General features: G+C 37.4%; 10 protein-coding genes. 3 read left to right on the top strand and 7 right to left on the bottom strand.

Annotation, left to right across the window (positions count from 1 at the left end):
• Window positions 1-97: 97 nt before the first annotated feature.
• The 6 genes from H9N25_RS04490 to H9N25_RS04465 all read right to left on the bottom strand — a co-directional run bounded on the left by H9N25_RS04490 (window position 98) and on the right by H9N25_RS04465 (window position 12,053).
• Entirely contained in the window at window positions 98-2,473 is a 2,376-nt protein-coding gene (locus tag H9N25_RS04490) for an ABC transporter permease (RefSeq protein ID WP_190328082.1), read from the bottom strand.
• A 74-nt stretch (window positions 2,474-2,547) separates the two neighbouring features.
• Entirely contained in the window at window positions 2,548-4,929 is a 2,382-nt protein-coding gene (locus tag H9N25_RS04485) for an ABC transporter permease (protein WP_190328081.1), read from the bottom strand.
• Window positions 4,930-5,012: 83 nt separating this feature from the next.
• Window positions 5,013-7,385 carry an ABC transporter permease gene (locus H9N25_RS04480; RefSeq protein WP_190328080.1) on the bottom strand — a complete coding sequence of 791 codons (2,373 nt, stop codon included), beginning with the start codon at window positions 7,383-7,385 and terminating at the stop codon, window positions 5,013-5,015.
• Window positions 7,386-7,458: 73 nt separating this feature from the next.
• Complete coding sequence (locus H9N25_RS04475; protein WP_190328079.1) at window positions 7,459-9,828, bottom strand: ABC transporter permease; 2,370 nt, start codon at window positions 9,826-9,828, stop codon at window positions 7,459-7,461.
• A 167-nt stretch (window positions 9,829-9,995) separates the two neighbouring features.
• Window positions 9,996-10,694, bottom strand: a complete 699-nt coding sequence (locus H9N25_RS04470; protein ID WP_167293588.1) for an ABC transporter ATP-binding protein — start codon at window positions 10,692-10,694, stop codon at window positions 9,996-9,998.
• Window positions 10,695-10,808: 114 nt separating this feature from the next.
• Window positions 10,809-12,053 (bottom strand): efflux RND transporter periplasmic adaptor subunit, encoded by a 1,245-nt coding sequence (locus tag H9N25_RS04465; RefSeq protein WP_167293587.1) that lies wholly within the window; start codon window positions 12,051-12,053, stop codon window positions 10,809-10,811.
• 182 nt (window positions 12,054-12,235) lie between these two features.
• Between H9N25_RS04465 and H9N25_RS04460 the strand changes: the two genes are divergently transcribed.
• From H9N25_RS04460 to H9N25_RS04450, 3 genes are all read left to right on the top strand, one after another.
• Complete coding sequence (locus H9N25_RS04460; RefSeq protein WP_167293586.1) at window positions 12,236-13,606, top strand: sigma-54-dependent transcriptional regulator; 1,371 nt, start codon at window positions 12,236-12,238, stop codon at window positions 13,604-13,606.
• A gap of 67 nt (window positions 13,607-13,673) precedes the next feature.
• Window positions 13,674-15,029: a sensor histidine kinase gene (locus H9N25_RS04455; protein ID WP_167293585.1), complete on the top strand. Its 1,356-nt coding sequence runs from the start codon at window positions 13,674-13,676 to the stop codon at window positions 15,027-15,029.
• Between the two features lie 84 nt (window positions 15,030-15,113).
• Window positions 15,114-17,303 (top strand): bifunctional alpha,alpha-trehalose-phosphate synthase (UDP-forming)/trehalose-phosphatase, encoded by a 2,190-nt coding sequence (locus tag H9N25_RS04450; protein ID WP_190328078.1) that lies wholly within the window; start codon window positions 15,114-15,116, stop codon window positions 17,301-17,303.
• Window positions 17,304-17,493: 190 nt separating this feature from the next.
• Here H9N25_RS04450 and H9N25_RS04445 read toward each other — a convergent pair whose 3' ends face one another.
• Entirely contained in the window at window positions 17,494-19,278 is a 1,785-nt protein-coding gene (locus H9N25_RS04445) for a glycoside hydrolase family 15 protein (RefSeq protein ID WP_190328077.1), read from the bottom strand.
• Window positions 19,279-19,295: the final 17 nt, after the last annotated feature.

Genomic DNA, 19,295 nt, shown 5'->3' with positions numbered 1-19,295 from the left:
TTTAAGTTCAGTTTAAACATACAGTATAGTGGTTATAGTGTAGGGATTAAGGTCTGGGCGCTTTTACCTTACGCCTTTTACCTTAAAGCTTACACCATTATTCATATTTAAGTGCATCAACAGGGTTTGCCTTTACGGCACTGTTTGCCTGGATACTTACGGTTATAATGGTTAACAAAATGGTTAAGCCGGCACTGATTAAAAAGGGAAAAAGTGGCAGATCAATCCGGTATGCAAAGGTTTCGAGCCATTTTTTGGTTAAAATGTAAGCCAATGGCCAGGAAATAATATTGGCAATAAGCACCATAACAAAAAATGAACTATTAATGAGTTTGAAAATCTGTAAATGACTTGCACCAAGAATTTTCCTTACTGCAATTTCTTTAATCCTGCCGGTAGTAATGTATTTTGCAAAGGCAAACAGGCCTAGTATGGCAATAAAAATGGTGAGTATAGCCGCCGCAAAAAATACAGATTGCAGTTGCTCTTGTTTTTTAAAGAGTTTACCATACATTTCATCCAGAAATTGGTAACGGAAATTATCTCCATCCAACTTGTTAATTTCTGGCCACTGCGATTTTAAGGTACTCAGCACTTCAGACATCTTGCTTTCTTCTATTTTTAGCATAATTTCTGTTTTAGGATTTCCGCAGGGATCATTTATCGTGTAAATGGCAGGCTCTACTGCTTTCTCAAATCCAAGCGCTTTAAAATCTTTTATCACGCCTACAATCTTATATTCTTTATTCTGGCAGCCTTTTATTGTTTTGCCTATAGGGCTGGTTAATCCATACTTTGCTACTGCAGCTTCATTAAGTATAGCAGAATTTGCCGTATCGGTTTTAAATTCTCTGGAAAATGTTCTGCCTTCTTTAATTTTAATATCTAACGTTTCGAAATAATCAAAATCTACATCTGTAAAACTTAAACTTTGTTCTTTTCCATCAACAGTATATTTATTTTTTCCACTGTCAGAACCATCTGGCAAGGCATTGGCTACTGTAACCGACTTTACACCTGGGATTTTAGAAATTCTATTCCGTATCGGGTCAAATTTACTTGGCGCAACAAAATAGGCCAGATTTTTAATGTATACCACCTGCTCAGGTTTGAAACCAATATCCTGGGTACGCATGTATTTTAGTTGAGAATTGATGATGAGCAGACCTATAATAAAAACTACCGCTACGCTAAACTGAACCACTAATAAGCTATTGCGCAACCAATAGCTCTGTTTGCTGGTTTGAAAATTACCTTTTAAAACAAGGGCAGGCTTAAATCCAGATAATACCATGGCGGGATAAATGCCGGCAATTAGGGTAATAAAAATTAATATAAGTGGCAACTGCCAGAATAAGGCACTATTGGCTACCCAAATGGATAAATTGACCACGAACAGGTTATTAAATTTTGGCAAGATGATTTCGGCCATAATCAGTCCTAATATCGTCGCTGCTAAACACTGGATTAAAATTTCGGTTAAAAATTGAAAGGCAAGCTGAAAGCGGTAAGCACCCATTACTTTTTTAACGCCTACTTCTTTTGCCCGTTTGGTAGCCTGTGCTATACTTAGATTGGTAAAGTTGATACAAGCGATTACCAAGATCAAAATCCCCAAAACAGACAAAGCTATGAGTACTTTATAATTGGCATCGGTACCAGCCTTTGGTTTAAGATGTTGGTTTTTTAAAGGATCAAGAAATGCTTTTGTTGCTTTAAAAGTCTCATTATTGGGGTCTTCTCCGGCTTTAAGCATTTCCTTTTTATAAAGGGTATTAATTTTAGCTTCAAGTATCTTAATATCTGTTCCTGGTTTTACCTGGATATAGGTGCTGTAGTTGTTGTATCCATAGTTTTCGCCTATCCCAACTTCTTTCATCAATGAAATGGCATCGAAAGTAATATTAGAGTGGGGATCGGCAAAAATACTTCCGCTCAACTTACCTGTCATATTAGCAGATTTACTCCCGAGCCAAATCATTTCAGGCTGGCCGTTTTTATTGTGAGGAAAAAGCGTTTTATAATTTTCGTTACTGAGGTAAAACAGATTTTCGGTTGTACTTTCTGGCTTAGTTAAACCGCTAGTGGGCTTAATATTGAACATTTTTGCCGCAGCATAATCAAGATAGAGGCATTTACTTAAAAAAACAACGCCGTTATTACTGGTAACAGGAAACTCAAAGTAGCTCATTTTCATGATACCCACTGCTACTACTTCTGGTATTTCTGCCTTGATAGCTTTACCCAATGGTGGCGGAGTATTATTGGTCTTAAAATCAGGCAACTGTCTTCCTATTACGTAAATTTCATTGTAGTTAGGATTTTCCTTATCAAAACCTATTTCGTAGGTAAAATACATCGTAACCAAAATAAATGCAGCTAAAGCAATAGCTAAGCCACCAATATTTATGGATGTAATTACCTTGTTTCTCCAAAGGTTGCGTAGTGCAATTTTTAAGTTTAATCTGAACATAAGGCGTATGGTTTGGCGTAAAGTGTTTGGCGTGTAGCGTTTAAATGCTTAGCACCAAACACCTCATGCAGGTCTTATTCATATTTAAGTGCATCAACTGCGTTTGCTTTGGCCACTTTAAAGGTTTGCAGGCTTACCGTTAAAATGGCAATAATTACCGAGGTTAAAAGGGCAAGCAAAAAAGGCCACGGATTAATCGTAATCTTATAATCATATTTTTCCAGCCATTTGGCAACAAGAATATAGGCTACCGGAATAGCGATTACATTGGATATGATTACCAGTTTCATAAAATCTTTGTTCAAAAGGACCAAGATATCAGAAAGGTTAGCACCCAATACTTTACGGATACTGATTTCTTTACTGCGCTGTTCAGCGGTATATAGCGCTAAACCCAATAAACCTAAGCAGGAAATAAAAATGGCAAATCCTCCAAAAATATTGGAAAGTACGCTAAGCAACCTTTCGCTCCGGAGTTTTTCGGCCATGCCCTGACTAACCAGTTTCACTTCAATTGGATAAGCAGGGTTTAAACGTTGACTTACCGATTTTATCGCTTCGATTGAATTAGAAAGCGATTGTTTAGGATTGAGTTTAAGCAGCAAAACCCGACTCGTTTTAACATTGTAATAATAAACTGTAGGCTGTATTTTAGAAGCAAGTGATTCATTAGAATAATCTTGCACAACGCCTACCACTTTAAGCGGCGGGTTATCGCCCCAATGGATAACGGTACCCACAGGATTTTTTAAGCCCATTATTTTAACAGCACTTTGATTGAGGAGCAGAGATGTAGCGGTATCAGCTGGAAATTTAGGATCAAAATCCCTCCCTGCAAGAATCTTTACACCAGTTGTTTTGGCAAAATCGAAACCTGTACTTCTATAATTAATAATCGAGACATCATTTTTAGGCTTGTCTGGCCATTGAATGTCACTGGTAATTGAACCGCTACTGGTAAAAGAGTTGGCATATTCCGTTGCAGCAACAATGGCTCCTTCCCTTTCCATTTCGTTTTTAAAGGTTTTGAGTTTTTCGGGTTTTGTCCATTCCCCTTCCAGGTCGATCTGTGCCAATGCCGTCTCATCAAAACCTAAGGGTTTATTTTTAAGGTGTTGAATTTGACTGTAAATTACAATTGCCGAAATAATCATGCAGATAGAAAGGCTAAACTGCACCACTACAAGTGTTTTGCGAATAGATAAGGAGCCAGTTGAACCCTTAAACCCTTTTAATACCTTTACAGGAATAAAAGATGAAAGATAAAATGCAGGATAACTGCCAGCAAGCAAACCAGTTACCAGCACCATAGCCAGTAATACACTCCAAAATTGATAAGCATTATAATCAATTTTGATCGAGATATTGAGCAGATTGTTAAAATAAGGTAACGAGACCTCGAGCAGTGTAAAGGCAATTAACATTGCTAAAAACGACAACAGCAGCGATTCTATCATAAATTGTCCCATTATTGTATTTCTGGTAGAACCCAAAGCCTTTCTAACCCCTACCTCGCGGGCACGTTTCTCTGATTTAGCCGTTGAAAGATTCATGTAATTGATACAGGCAATAAACAGCACGCAAATGGCCAGAAAAACAAACAGCCTCAACTGATCAATTTTACCTCCAACCGCTTTTCCGCCTTCAAAATCGTCATATAAATGAAGTTTACTTAAAGGGAAAAGAAAAGGTTCGTAGGTCATTTCTTTTAAATCAGGTTCTTTATTCACTATAAAGTGTTTTAAAGCCGAATTTGTGGCATCTAGAGAAGCATTATCTTTAAGTTGAAATAAGGTTAAACAAGTAATTGCTCCCCATCCATTTTCTTTTTCCGAAGGATTTTCCTGTTCTAAAAAAGCCCATGGCTGTAACAGATCATACTGCATGCTCTGATTTTTAGGAAGATCTTCTATTACCGCACTTACTTTTAAATTAACCCGGTTATCGTACTTAATGAGCTGCCCGACAGGATTCTCATCACCAAATAACTTTTTTGATGTAGATTGGCTAATGAGCACATTATCTGGCTCATTTAGCGCTGTATTTGGATCTCCGTAGATGAATTTATGATCGAGAATCTTTAAAAAATCTGGATCTACATTCATGCCAGCCAACTTAAAATTATGCTGATTATGGCTATATAATTTCTGGCCATTGTTCATCGAAATACGGGCTGCACTTTTAATGCCTGGCAATTCTGAAACCCCAGCTTTAGCCAGTTTATTCGGAACGGCCATTGTAGTAGCCAGTTTACCGTTGAACTTTAAATTTAAAGCCGCTAAATATACTTTATCGGCATTTTTATATTGCTTATCGAAACTCCATTCGTAGTTAACATACAAAAGTAACATTAAACAACAGGCCATTCCGATAGCTAGGCCACCTACATTGATCAATGTAAAGCCTTTATTTTTCCAAAGGTTACGTAGTGCTATTTTAAAGTTTAATCTGAACATAGGGTGTAGGTTTAAGGGTTAGCGTAAAGCGGTTAGCGATTGACGAACAATAAACGCTGATCGCCAAATGCCCAACGCAGGTCTTACTCATATTTTAGTGCATCAACAGGGTTAGCATTGGCTGTTTTATAGGCCTGAAAACTCACGGTAATCAACGCCATTAACAAAGTCCCTAATCCAGCTATCGGCATAATCCACCATGAAATTTCGGTATGGAATTCGAACTTCATCAGCCATTTATTCATTAAATAATAACTGAAAGGAATAGCGATTACGATAGCAACCACAATCATTTTCACAAAAGAGAACGACAGCAATTGCATTAAATTAAATAAAGAGGCGCCCAGTACCTTGCGTACACCAAATTCTTTTGTCCGCTGCTCGGCGCTATAAGCTACCAGACCAAAGAGCCCCAAACAGGAAACGAATATGGCAAGTCCGCCAAAAAGATTTGAAAGGATACCTAAAGTTTTTTCGGAATTATATTTTTCAGCGTAAACATTATTTAGAAAGTTAATCTCCAATGGATAAGCTGGATTTAAAGCCTTTGTGATCCTGCCGATATTTTCGATATTACTTTGAAGGCTGTTATTTTCATTCAAACGCATGGTGATATTTCCCGTTTGGTTCTTATCGAAGAATACCACCATTGGATTGTTCGATTTGTAAGGAGAATCCCAAACATAGTCATCGAAAACGCCTATGATATTAAATTTATCCCCAAAAATGGTAATTGTTTTGCCTACCGGATTTTTATAGCCAAAAACCTTAACAGCCGATGTGCTCACCATCACAGCGCTGGTATCTGATGCGAAATTTTCTGAAAAATCTCTTCCACTGGTCAATTTAATGCCATTGGTTTTAATAAAATCGTAGGTCGTAATTACCTGGTTAAACAATTGGTTGTTTGTAGCTTTCAGCATCCCTTCCCATTCGATACCTGCAAAATTTCGACCATGATGTGATAAACTCACCGACGATTGGAACATTGAGGTAACCGCTCCAGATTTTAGCAGTTCACTGCGGAGCAGTTCATATTTTGTTTTCAGTTCGCCATCCTGTGGCATTTCTACTAAAGCGTTCACATCAAAACCTACTGGCCTGTTTTTAATGTACTGGATTTGCTTATAGATAACCAAAGTGGAAATGATGAGGATAATGGCAAAACAGAATTGTCCAACAACTAATACTTGCCTTAAACTAACCGAAAAGAAACCACCAGATTTAATTTTTCGCTTTAAGGTTTGTATCGGGTTAAAAGACGAGAGGTAAAATGCAGGATAGCTGCCTGCGATTAAGCCTGTAGCTAAAACAATCCCCAGAATACCCATCCAACTGATGTTGTTGAAATAAGAGATATTCAATTTTATATTCAACAGGTTGTTAAAGGTGGGCAAAAAGATCTCGAGGATGGCAATCGAAAAGATCACCGCAATAAAAGTTAGCATCATCGATTCTGTTAAGAACTGTATAATCAGCGAACTACGATTGGCACCAATGGTTTTTTTTATGCCTACTTCTTTTGCACGTTTTTCTGATTTGGCTGTAGCCATGTTCATAAAATTAATACAGGCAATTAAGAGAATTCCAAAAGCTAAGCCAACGAACAAATAAATCTGTTCTATTGCGCCACCGATACTTTTGCCATCTTCGAACTTGCCATATAAATGTAGCTTAGCCAATGGGAACAATACCTGCGATTGCTGATTATTTGTATTATTCTTTTTCTCTATCTGATTGATTTTTTGATTAACCAAATCTAAATTTGCGCCATTTTTTAACATCACCAGCGTTACAAAACTATAATTGCTCCAGTTTAAATCTTTGGCGCTCCGATCAATCGTTTCGTATAAGGACCAAGGCATTAAATAATCAAATTTATTGGAGCTATTATCAGGTTGATCTTTAATTACGCCAGTTATATTCAAATCTAAACGATCTTTAAAACGTACACTTTTATTCAATACATCAGCTGTGCCGAACAATACTTTAGCGGTAGATTCCGTTAAAATAACAGAATTTGGATTACTTAAAGCGGTACTGGCATTGCCATAAATAAATTCATAATCGTACATTTTTAAGATATCCGGCTCTGCGAATTTAGATTGACGCTTGAATGCATTTTGACCGTTAGCAATTAAATTCTTGCCCCCATAGTCCATCCTAGCCATGTACCTCAGTTCGGGCAAGCTTTGTTTAATTACCGGGCCAAAAGCAGTGGTAGAGCCTTCAAATGTCCCAGAAATCTTACCGTTATCACCCGGAATATTGGTCATCGTGGTAAAAACGTTAGCCGATTCTTTAGCCTGCTTATCAAAGTTCCATTCGTAGGTAACATATAAGAGCAACATTAAACAGGCAGCCAAACCAATGGCCATCCCAATTACGTTAATAAACGAGCTCACCTTGTTTCGCCAAAGGTTACGCAGTGCAATTTTTAAGTTAAGTCTAAACATAGTTTTATCGTTTGGCGTTGAGCGGGTTTCGACGGGCGTTTATACGCTTATCGCCATCCGCTTTACACTGGTATTATTCATATTTTAATGCATCCACCGGGTTTGCCTTCGCTACTTTAACCGATTGAATACTTACAGTGAGTATGGCAATGATTACGGAAAGACTAATTGCGGCTATAAACGGCAATGCAGATATAGAGACGCGATACTCGAAAGCTGAAAGCCATTTATTTACAATAATATATGCTAATGGGAACGCTATAAGATTGGCAATGGCCACCAATTTTATAAAATCTTTATTTAACAACACGAGGATATTGCTAGTACTTGCACCTAAAACTTTACGGATACTGATTTCCTTTTTGCGTTGCTCTGCCATAAAAAGCGCCAGGCCTAATAATCCTAAACAGGAAATGAAGATTGCAAAACCGCCAAACCAGTTTGAAAGTGAACCTAAAAGTTTTTCATTTTTAAATTTCACTTCAAAAGATTCGTTCACAAATTTGCGGTTAACAGGATAATTGGGTTCCATTTGCTTTACTATATCATCAATTTTAGCCAGTGATGAACTGATGTTTTGATTTGGATTTAAACGTGCAATGATAACCCTCGCATCGTACTTTCCACTTGTCCTAAAAATCATTGGGGCCACTCTTTGATAAGCACTTTCTACCACAAAATCTTTTACAATACCAACTATAGTTAACTTTTTATCCCAGAAAGTAATTACTTTGCCAATCGGATTTTTTAATTGCATCATTCTCACAGCCGCCTCATTTAACAATACGCTAGCTGTATCATTAGGAAATTTCGCAGAAAACTCCCTACCATTAATCATTTTAGTGCCAATAGTTTCAACAAAATCATATCCTATTGTTCTATGGTTAAAAGAAATTTTCTCATTCGGATTTTTACCTTCCCATTGTACACCAGTTGTATTATCACCTCCTTCAGTAAAATCAGTACTAAAAAAAGTAATACTCGTTGTTGCACCAGCTGCTATTAGTTGCGTTTTTAGCAATTCTAGCTTAGCAGCATCGTTCATTCTGCCAACTACTGCTATTTGAATTAAATTGGATTGATCGTAACCAATAGGTTTATTTTTGACATAATTAAGTTGCTGATAAATTACAGCCGTACAAATAATTAAACTTGCAGCAAAAACGAATTGGCCAACCACTAATACTTTCCTCACGGAAGCGGATGAATCTGCTTTAAGCGTGAAACCTTTTAAAACTTTGATAGGCTCAAAAGAAGATAGATAAAGCGCTGGATAACTACCAGCAATAAATCCGGTTAAAACCATTAGCCCCACAAGTGTTAACCAAAATAGGCCGTTATGATAATCTATTGTTAATTTAATATCTAACAAACTATTAAAATATGGCAAACTCACCTCAATTAAGATAAAAGCTAAAACTGTGGCGATAAATGTGATGAGCAGCGATTCTAAAAAAAACTGGTTAATTAACGATTTACGTGTTGATCCAATTGCTTTACGAACGCCAACTTCTTTTGCCCTACGCTCTGATCGTGCTGTAGATAAATTCATAAAATTTACACAGGCAATTAGCAAAATGCAAAAGGCCAGCAATAAAAATATTTTAAGTTGATCTATTTTACCACCTACTGATTTACCGTTTTGAAAATCATCATATAAATGCCATTTGGTTAATGGATGCAATAAAGCTACCGCTGTATTATCTTTTTGATTGCGTTTGTAAATACCATACATCAGATCATTTGCATTAGTGAAAAAGTTATTATCCTTTAACTGAACAAGTGTTAAACACATGTTATTCCCCCAATTGCCTTCCTTTACCCAAGGTTGACGCTTTTCGAACAATGCCCAAGGCATAATGCATTCAAAAGTTAAGCTGCTATTTGCGGGAGCATCTTCTATTACAGCTTCTACTTTTAATACTTCCTCGTTTTCGAGCTTTACTGTTTTATTAATAGGATCTTCATTTCCAAATAACTTTGTTGCAAAAGATTTGGTGAGGATGATGGTATTTACATCTTTTAAAACTGTGGCCGAATTACCTTCAAGAAATTTATAATCCAATATTTTAATAAAATTCTGATCGGCAAATACGGCATTGCTATTTATCTTATTATCGCCAACGGTAATGAGTTGTTTTCTCGGATAAGTAGTGTGAGCGGCATATTTAACGCCAGGGATTTTTTCTTGCACTTCTTTAGCCATAACATTTGGTGTCCACGCCCAGCTAAAAGTTTTACCACTTGCCTCCATGTTTTGATAAACGACATAAGTTTTATCATGATTGGAGAACTGTTTATCGTAGCTCCACTCGTAAGCAACATACAGTAGCAAAACCATGCAACTGGCTAAGCCTATGGCTAATCCTCCAATGTTAATTAAGGAGAAACCCTTGTTTTTCCAAAGGTTTCGCAAAGCGATTTTTAAATTTAACTTAAACATATTTTTTGAGGTTGAGGGTGTAGGTTTGGCCTTTATCTTTCTTATGCCTGCACCCAATCTTCCTATCCAGGAAGATTGGGTGCAGGCCTATCATTAACTAAACTAAAATCTTTTTTATACGAGTTTAAGGTTTAGGACCAAGCATTAGGTAGATTAACCTTAGGCCTTTATATCAACTCTTCATTTCTGCTTTTATTGATCTTCTCAGATATCACATGTCCATCTTTTAGGTTGATGATCCGGTTAGAGAAACTAGCATCATGACTAGAGTGTGTAACCATTACAATGGTCGTTCCGGTTTCATTCAGTTCGCAAAGTAGTTCCATTACTTCATTACCATGCGAGCTATCAAGGTTTCCCGTAGGCTCATCAGCCAGAACCAGTTTAGGTTTCGTTACCAAAGCCCTGGCTACTGCTACCCGTTGCTGCTGTCCACCCGATAATTGTTGAGGGAAATGCCCGCTACGGTTTACGATATTCATTCTTTCGATAATTTCATTTACCAATTTCTTACGTTCTCCGGCAGGAATCTTATTATAAATCAAGGGCAGTTCAATGTTTTCGAAAACGGTTAATTCGTCGATCAGGTTAAAATTCTGAAAAACGAATCCCATATTTCTTTTACGGAAATTTGAACGTTCTCTATCGTTAAGCGTTAAAAGCTCCGTATCTATAAATTTGTAACTTCCGCTTTCAGGCTTATCCAACAAACCCATTACATTTAACAAAGTAGATTTCCCGCAGCCCGAAGGTCCCATGATAGAAACAAATTCTCCTGCTTCAACATGGAGATTAATGCCGTTAAGTGCCGTAGTTTCTACTTCTTCGGTCTTGTAAACTTTTTCCAGATTTTCTATTTTAATCATAGTATCAAGTGTTATTCTAGTATCAAGTATTTAGTATCAAGTATAAAGACTTGGTTATATTAATTATCTATCATCAGTTAAATTGGCGCTAAACACCTACCTCTAAACGCTAACCTATTTATTAATCTCTACCTGGTCGTACTGGTTAAACTGATCGTAAGACGAGGTAATTACTTCATCACCTTTCTGCAAACCATCCAGTATTTCGTAGTACAGATAATTTTTTCGTCCGATTTTAACATTTTTCTTGGTGGCTTTACCATTGTTTACCACAAATACCCAAGAGCCTCCTGTGCTCTGGAAAAACTGTCCTTGCGCAAGAAGCAGCGATTTGCTGTTATCAGATAAGGTTAGTTTGGTCTGCAACGATAATCCACGGCGTAAACCTTCAGGTGCTGCTCCCTTAAAAACCATTTCTACCTGAAACTGACCTGCTGTAACCTCAGGTATCACTTTACTCACTGTTAAGTTATAAGTTTTGCCATTAAACTCACAGTTAGCGGTTTGCCCTTCTTTTACCCGGTTGATATAATATTCATCAACGCCTGCCTGAAGTTTATAACCTTGCAGCACATCAATTTTTCCGATCATTTCATTAGAGTTATACGATTTACCGATAACCGGATCGTAAGAGGATAGTTTACCGGATACCGGAGCTTTGATCGTCATATTTTCGATGTTCTTACGGATCATTTCCAAACTTTCGTTCATTTGCCCCATCGATTGATCGATCTGAGCCAACTGCATCTTTCTACTTTGGTTTTCCTGGGCAATAGCCTGCCTTACGATTTTGCGTTTACCTTGATAATATTCGTAATCCTGACTTGATTTATTAAATTCCTGTAAGGTAATTACCTTTTTGTTAAACAATGCGCTATCCAAACGATATTGCCTGGCGGCTGTTCGCAAATTATTTTCAACATCTAATAAATCCTGATTTAAAACCCTTTGATTTTGCTCTAGATCCAACCGCGATTTCCGCAACTGGTTAATCTGCTCCGTTGCTGCTGTTTGGCTTGAGGTATAACTCAACATGGCATTTGAGTTAGAGATTCTTAATAGTGGGGTTCCTTTTACAACAGAAGCACCATTTTCAGTAAAAATTTCGGCAACCGTTCCACCTTCCGACGAACTTACAATTACTGAAGTTAAGGGGACTACACTGGCATTTAATAACACTACATCTTCAAAATCGCCATATTCTACTTTACTGATGGTTAATTTATCGGCATCTGCGCTATAAACTTTTTTGAGGGATAAAGTATAGCCATAAATTACAACTACCACAAAGGCAATTGCTCCACCTATAATTAACAGGGTTTTAGTGCTAAATCTTTTTTTCTCGATTTTCTTATCCATGTGTTCGGTTGTACTGTTTGGTTTCACTAATAGCCAAGCTTGTGCCAAAAGCACAAAACATATTTAAATAACTAATAATCAATAAGTTAATAGCTATCTTATTTTTTACATGTTCATTATCGGACAGTTGATGTGCGAGAGCGGACAGTTTTATTACTTTAGCACATCAAAATTTCAAAGTTATGCTTGACGCTACAGTTTTAATTATCGATGATGACGACGATATCCTGCTTAGTGCCCGTTTGTTTTTAAAGCAGCAGGTAAAACAGGTAATTACCTGTAAATCGCCTAAAGAGATCAATGTTTTATTGAGCAAAAATGAAATCGATATCATCTTGCTGGATATGAACTACCAAAAAGGGGCCAGTGATGGCCGCGAAGGCCTTTATTGGCTAGAACATATTTTATCGATTGATAAAGATTATGTAGTAATATTAATGACTGCTTTTGGCAATGTTGAACTGGCAGTAAAGGCGATTAAAAAAGGAGCTACGGATTTTATTCTTAAACCCTGGGAAAATGAAAAGCTGTTTGCCACTATTTCTTCGGCATCTAAACTCCGCGAATCGACCAAAAAGGTAAAGAAATTAGAAAAAATACATTCATCGCTCCAAAAAGACCTTACCCGTGGTTTCGAGAATATTGTTGGGCAGGCAGATGAAATAAAGCAATTACAGAATACACTCTTAAAAGTAGCCCCTACTGATGCCAATGTGCTTATTCTGGGCGAAAACGGGACCGGGAAACAAGTTTTCGCTTATGAAATCCATGGTAATTCGCAAAGGAAAAACCAGGTGTTTATGCATGTTGATTTAGGCTCATTAAATGAAAATTTATTCGAAAGCGAATTATTTGGTTATGCTAAAGGTGCTTTTACCGATGCCAAAGAAGATAAACCCGGCCGCTTTGAACTGGCTGATGGCGGAACAATATTTTTAGACGAGATAGGAAATCTAACTTTACCGCTTCAAGCTAAACTCTTAAGCGTTTTGCAAAACCGTACGGTTACCCGTTTAGGAGAAAGTAAAGAACGCAAGGTGAATGTTCGCTTAATAACAGCCACCAATATGCCTTTAAATGAAATGGTAGCAAAAAATACATTTAGGCAGGATTTACTGTTCCGCATTAACACCGTTGAGCTTTTATTACCCGCTTTACGCAAACGCGGAACAGATATTTTACTTTTGGCCAATCATTTTATGCAGGTTTTTAGCTCAAAATACCATAAAGACATACGAAAACTGAGTAATAAGGCCCAAGAAGCACTTTTACAGTATAAATGGCCTGGAAATGTGCGCGAGTTACAGCACGTTTTAGAAAGAGCTGTTATTATGAGTGATGGTGCTGATATTGCAGAAGAAGATTTGCAGTTAAGTCCACAGCGCTACGCACAGAACAACGCCATACCGGATGAAATGGCGCTGGAGGATATGGAAAAAATGATGGTGCAGAAAGCAATTGATAAGCACAAAGGAAATATATCAAAAGCTGCAGCAGAACTTGGTTTAACACGGGCTGCACTATATAGAAGAATCGAGAAATTTGGAATCTAAGCTGGAAGCTGAAAGACCAGAGCTTAAAGCTTTAGTCTTTCGCCTTTAAGCTTTCAGCTTTAAAAACATGTTTTACCAACGTTTTACTTTCCGTTTAATATTTCGCCTGCTGATTATTAATCTGCTGGGCTATCTCCTATTTTACCTGATTAAAAATACCCAGCTCTGGTTTACCATCATTGGCGTAGCTTTAGTTTTATTGGGTACAATTATTTCCCTTTATTACTATATCAATCAGATCCGATCAGATATCAACCGTTTCATTTTAGCCGTTAAAACGAGAGATCATACCCTAAACTTTAAAAATAAAGTAACTAAAGGCAGTTTCCCTGAGTTATACGAATCCTTTAGCGATATTTTACAGGTTCATAAACAGATCAGATTGGAACAAGAAGCCATGTTTCAGTTGATTAAAACTATTTTGGAGCAGGTTCCCGTTGGTGTAATCGTGGTAAACAATACCAATCAGAAAGAGAATGAAGAAGTTGCTTTTTTTAATCAGGCCGCTTCAAATCTGCTAGGTGTTCCGGCGTATAAGTATTGGCACAGGTTAAAGCAGCATCTCCCTGCCTTTGCAACAGAAATAGAGCAGATTTTAGCCGGGGGAAAAAGATTTCTGGAATTGAAGATCCAGGATAAACTGATTCAATTATCAACAGAAGTTATTCCATTAAATCTTTACGGAAACAATTATACTATTATCAGTTTCCAAAACATTAAAGATGAGATTGAGCAAAAAGAGACGGAAGCATGGAATAGATTAATTGGTGTAATTTCTCATGAGATCTTAAATTCGATCACGCCAATCAGTTCATTATCAGATACCATAAACAAAATGGTAACTAACAAAAAAATGCTCACTGAGGATGAAATGGACGATTTAAAAACAGCTTTGCAAACCATACAAAGACGATCATCGGGTTTATTGGATTTCGTGAAAGACTATCGCTTAATTGCCGAGCTGCCTACACCAAACCTCGAATCGCATACCATTGGTGAAATACTGAAACACATTAAGGTATTGATGCAGCCATTTGCCAAAGTTAAAAATGTGGTATTGGATGTAGAACAAACTTCCTCAAAAATCACCATTCAGCTCGACCTAAAATTAGTTGAACAAGTGCTGATCAACCTCATTACCAATAGTATTTACGCTGTAGAGAACAGAGAACACCCACACATCAACGTAAATTACCGGTTAGAAAACACCAAACTATATATTGATGTTACCGATAACGGAAAAGGCATAGATGCCAATGATCTTGAAAAAATATTCGTTCCATTTTACACCACCAGGAAAAATGGGTCAGGAATAGGATTAACCATTAGCCGCAACATTATGAAAATGCACAGGGGCAGCATAGAAGTTGTTTCAATGCCTGATAATGGCACTACTTTTTCTTTGGTATTTAATTACATTTAATCATTTGAATGTTTTTTTGACCTAAAAAATCAAACAAAACCCATTTGATATGCTTTTAATGATGTGGATACATCAAATACAAGCATGAAGACAGTTATAATATCGAACAGACTACCCGTTAAAATCATCGAAGAAAACAATGAATACACCCTTATTCCGAGTGAGGGTGGCCTTGCCACAGGATTAGGAGACGTTTATAAATCAGGCAATTCTATCTGGATCGGCTGGCCCGGCATAGAAGTACCGGATGAACGTCAGGAAGAAGTTACCCAAAAACTTGCTGCATTAAACCTTTACCCGGTTTACCTCACTCAAAACGAAATCAATTTATATTACGAAGGCTTTTCAAATGAAGTATTATGGCCAGTATTTCATTATCTGGTTACATACGCACATTACGAACAAAGTTATTGGGACTGTTACCAATCTGTTAACGATAAATTTGCAAAAAGTGCCATGCAGGTATTAGACAGAAAGGATAAAATCTGGATTCAAGACTATCAATTACTCCTTTTACCAGGCATTTTAAGAGAAAAACTCCCAAATGCCACCATCGGTTTTTTCCAGCATATCCCCTTTCCATCATACGAAATATTCAGATTGATTCCATGGCGTGAAGAGCTATTAAATGGACTTATAGGTGCTGATTTAATCGGATTCCATACTTTTGACGATGTTCGCCACTTTATTAGTACAGCAACACGTTTGCTTCCGGTAAATTCATCATCAAATGTACTTAACAGCAACGAAAGGCAAATTGTTGTGGAAGCTTTTCCGATGGGAATCGATTATGATAAATTTTCAGGTTTAACCGCAACTGAAGAGGTTCAAAAAGAAATTAACTATTTCAGAGCAGGTAAAGAAGATATGAAAGTAATTTTATCTATCGATCGGCTCGACTACAGCAAAGGCATACTGGAGAGGTTAAAAGCCTTAGAATTACTACTCCAGCACTATCCCGAATATATCGGCAAAATCGAACTTTTCATGATTGTTGTTCCTTCAAGGGATACCGTACCAAAATATAGTGAGTTAAGAGATCAGATTGATCAGTTTGTTGGAAATCTAAATGCGAGATACCGTTCAATGAACTGGATTCCTGTAAATTATTTTTATCGTTCTTTCCCTATTGAAGTTTTGTCAGCGCTTTATGCTACAGCTGATATTTGCCTGGTAACACCTATGCGCGATGGAATGAATTTGGTAAGTAAAGAATATGTGGCTAGCCGGAACAATAACGATGGTGTATTGATTTTAAGTGAAATGGCCGGAGCTTCCAAGGAATTAACTGATGCAATTATTGTTAATCCAAATAATCTGGGCGACATTATGGAGGCTATTGTAACTGCGCTTAAAATGCCATTGGCAGAACAAAAACTGCGCATGAAAGCCATGCGTGCAATTGTAGAAAAATTCAATGTTAAACATTGGGTTAATAATTTTATTTTAAGATTAAACGAAGTGAAAGATTCTCAAAAATCCTTATTAACAAAACATGCAGTAAATGCTATTAATGAAGTGATAGTAACTAAATATACGCAAACACAAGATCGGGTGCTATTTTTAGATTATGATGGCACACTGGTAGATTTTACCGGGAACATTGACGACGCTTCGCCGGATGCAGAACTGTACGACTTAATTGAGAACCTAACACTTGATAAAGCAAATAAGGTTGTAATTATTAGTGGCAGACGAAATGAAACCCTTGAAAAGTGGTTTGGACACCTAAAGGTAGATTTGATTGCAGAGCATGGCGCATGGCAAAAATCGTACGGAGATAAATGGAATAGCCTGCCACTTTTAACCGACCAGTGGAAACAAGAAATAAAAACACTATTAGAAACTTATACAGACCGTACTCCGGGATCGTTTATTGAAGAAAAAAGCTACTCATTGGTTTGGCATTACCGTAAAGCAGAAGAAGGGCTAGGCGATTTAAGAGCCAATGAAATTATCAGTCATATGAAAATTTTAGCAGCAGATAAAGGCCTGCAACTCATGCCTGGCAATAAGGTAATTGAGTTTAAAAATATGGAGGTTAACAAAGGCAAGGCTGCCCTAAACTGGTTGTACGATAAAAAACCTGATTTTATTTTGGCCCTTGGCGATGATCATACCGATGAAGATATTTTCAGGGCATTACCAGATGACGCTTTTACCATTAAAGTTGGCAACAACATTTCGGAAGCAAAATATTACCTAAATGATTTTAGTGAAGTTCGAAAACTACTTTGGAGCCTAGTAAAAGAAGAATTTGTAGGGCGCAGTTAATATTAACCAACATTTTGCTAAATAAATCGTCATTTCGAGTGAAGTGCAACATAGTCGAGAACCACGTAGTGCTCAGCCAAGCTAAATCTATTGGAATAGATCACCTTTAGCTTTGACAACTTTAACATACAGTGTTCACATAAAAGTTGTCAAAGCTTTTTTGTTGGTCGGGATTTGCAATCCACTTTCCTTACAAAAATATCGGTCTATCCAGTTTAATTGCGATGCGATAAGCTGCATTCATTAGGCCCACATGACTATAAGCTTGAGGGAAATTACCCCATTGGCTACCTGTTTTAGCATCAACATCCTCACTGAATAACAAAAGGTGGTTACAATATTTAATAATGTTTTCGAATTCTTTTATTGCCTCATCTGTTCGGCCAACACAGGCCAAAGCTTCCACATACCAAAAGGCACAGATTAAAAATGTTGTTTTTGGCTTGCCGAAATCATCAGCATGTAAGTAACGGTAAAATAGCCCGTCTTCCGTTTTCAATTCTTTTTCTAAAGCTATTAAATGATCTTTCGCACGATCTGAAGCTGGATCGAGATAATTCATCATGATCAATTGTAGCGTGCTGGCATCTAAATGCGGGCTTCCTACGGCGTTGGTATACACTTTTCTTTCCGGATCGTAGCAGGCTTCTATATGTGCAGCAGCCTTATCGATTAAAATCTCCGCGCGCCTTTCGAAATCCTGGTTTCCAATGGTTTTGGCCATTTTTAAAGCAGCCTGTGCTCCTGCCCATTGAAATAGGTTACTATAACAATGTACATTGGCAATATTCCTGAATTCCCAAATGCCGGCATCCTTTTCGTCAATGGTACGTTCAATTTTAGATAGTACACTTTCAATCCATCTTACCGAATCGCTGCGTTCAGAAAAAACAAATCGGTGGTCGGTATAAAGTGGTAACATAGAAATTAAAACCTGACCGTAAATATCATTTTGAATATGTTCGTAAGCCTGGTTCCCTATTCTAATGGGTTGCTCGCCTTTATAACCTTCCAGATGACTTAGCGTATGTTCGGTAATTTCCCTTTCACCTGCAATACCATACAGGGGTTGATAGCGTGTATCTTCGGCATGCGAAATATCAGAGAGGTAATTAAAATACTTCTCCATTTCTTCAAAATGGCCGATATGGTTAAGTGAGGTTAATACATAGTGCGAATCTCTTAACCAGCAATATCTATAATCCCAGTTTCGGGTACTGCCGGGCGATTCTGGTAAACTAGTGGTACTGGCCGCTATAATTGCACCTGTATCTTCATATTGATGGATTTTAAGCACCAAGGCCGAGCGAATTACAAAAGGTTGGTAAAAACCGGCAATAGATGAATGTTTAATCCATAATCGCCAGTATGCAATCGTTTCCCGTAAAAAATTTTCAGCTGTACTTACTACAGGTGCCTCCAGATTCTGTCCATAGGTCATAATGAGGTATTTGGCCTCATTCAGTACAAACGCCTTTTCGTCAAAAATATAGGTAAGCGACACATTGGTGCTTAAGCGGATATTTTCATCGCAGCCCTGATAATCGATATGATTACTCCCCCTGCTCGATTTCATTTTACCTTTTCCGTAATCGCAAACTGGCTCACATTTAATGGTAATGCGTGGATTACCAGCTAAAGGTTCGATCTTTCTAATAAACATTAGCGGTTTAAAATAGCGATCGTATAGATGAAAACGTGGTGCAAAATCTGTAATCCGGTATTTTCCATCTTCGGCAGTAATCTCTGTTCTTAACACATTGGTGTTCTCGATATAATATTGATGAGAAGTGAATTTACCTTGTGGCAAGATTGAAAATTCGCCCCCTTTTTTCTCATCCAATAAACTGCCAAATACAAAAGGGCTATCGAAGCGGGGCCAGCAAAGCCAGGATATATCGGTGTTTTTATTTACGTGTGCAATGAAAGCGCAATTTCCTATAATTCCGGTTTGATAAAGATGCTTTTCGGCCATAGACTATAATTTTGTTT

Origin of the sequence: Pedobacter riviphilus (assembly GCF_014692875.1) — a bacterium.
GTDB lineage: Bacteria > Bacteroidota > Bacteroidia > Sphingobacteriales > Sphingobacteriaceae > Pedobacter > Pedobacter riviphilus.
The sequence above is the reverse complement of the archived record's forward strand: the minus strand, read 5'-3'. Positions and strand labels throughout refer to the sequence as shown.

What these genes read in the sequence shown, in the direction of transcription:
- H9N25_RS04490 (WP_190328082.1), bottom strand. Translation starts at nt 2,473, where the DNA reads ATGTTCAGATTAAACTTAAAAATTGCACTACGCAACCTTTGGAGAAAC.
- H9N25_RS04485 (WP_190328081.1), bottom strand. Translation starts at nt 4,929, where the DNA reads ATGTTCAGATTAAACTTTAAAATAGCACTACGTAACCTTTGGAAAAAT.
- H9N25_RS04480 (WP_190328080.1), bottom strand. Translation starts at nt 7,385, where the DNA reads ATGTTTAGACTTAACTTAAAAATTGCACTGCGTAACCTTTGGCGAAAC.
- H9N25_RS04475 (WP_190328079.1), bottom strand. Translation starts at nt 9,828, where the DNA reads ATGTTTAAGTTAAATTTAAAAATCGCTTTGCGAAACCTTTGGAAAAAC.
- H9N25_RS04470 (WP_167293588.1), bottom strand. Translation starts at nt 10,694, where the DNA reads ATGATTAAAATAGAAAATCTGGAAAAAGTTTACAAGACCGAAGAAGTA.
- H9N25_RS04465 (WP_167293587.1), bottom strand. Translation starts at nt 12,053, where the DNA reads ATGGATAAGAAAATCGAGAAAAAAAGATTTAGCACTAAAACCCTGTTA.
- H9N25_RS04460 (WP_167293586.1), top strand. Translation starts at nt 12,236, where the DNA reads ATGCTTGACGCTACAGTTTTAATTATCGATGATGACGACGATATCCTG.
- H9N25_RS04455 (WP_167293585.1), top strand. Translation starts at nt 13,674, where the DNA reads ATGTTTTACCAACGTTTTACTTTCCGTTTAATATTTCGCCTGCTGATT.
- H9N25_RS04450 (WP_190328078.1), top strand. Translation starts at nt 15,114, where the DNA reads ATGAAGACAGTTATAATATCGAACAGACTACCCGTTAAAATCATCGAA.
- H9N25_RS04445 (WP_190328077.1), bottom strand. Translation starts at nt 19,278, where the DNA reads ATGGCCGAAAAGCATCTTTATCAAACCGGAATTATAGGAAATTGCGCT.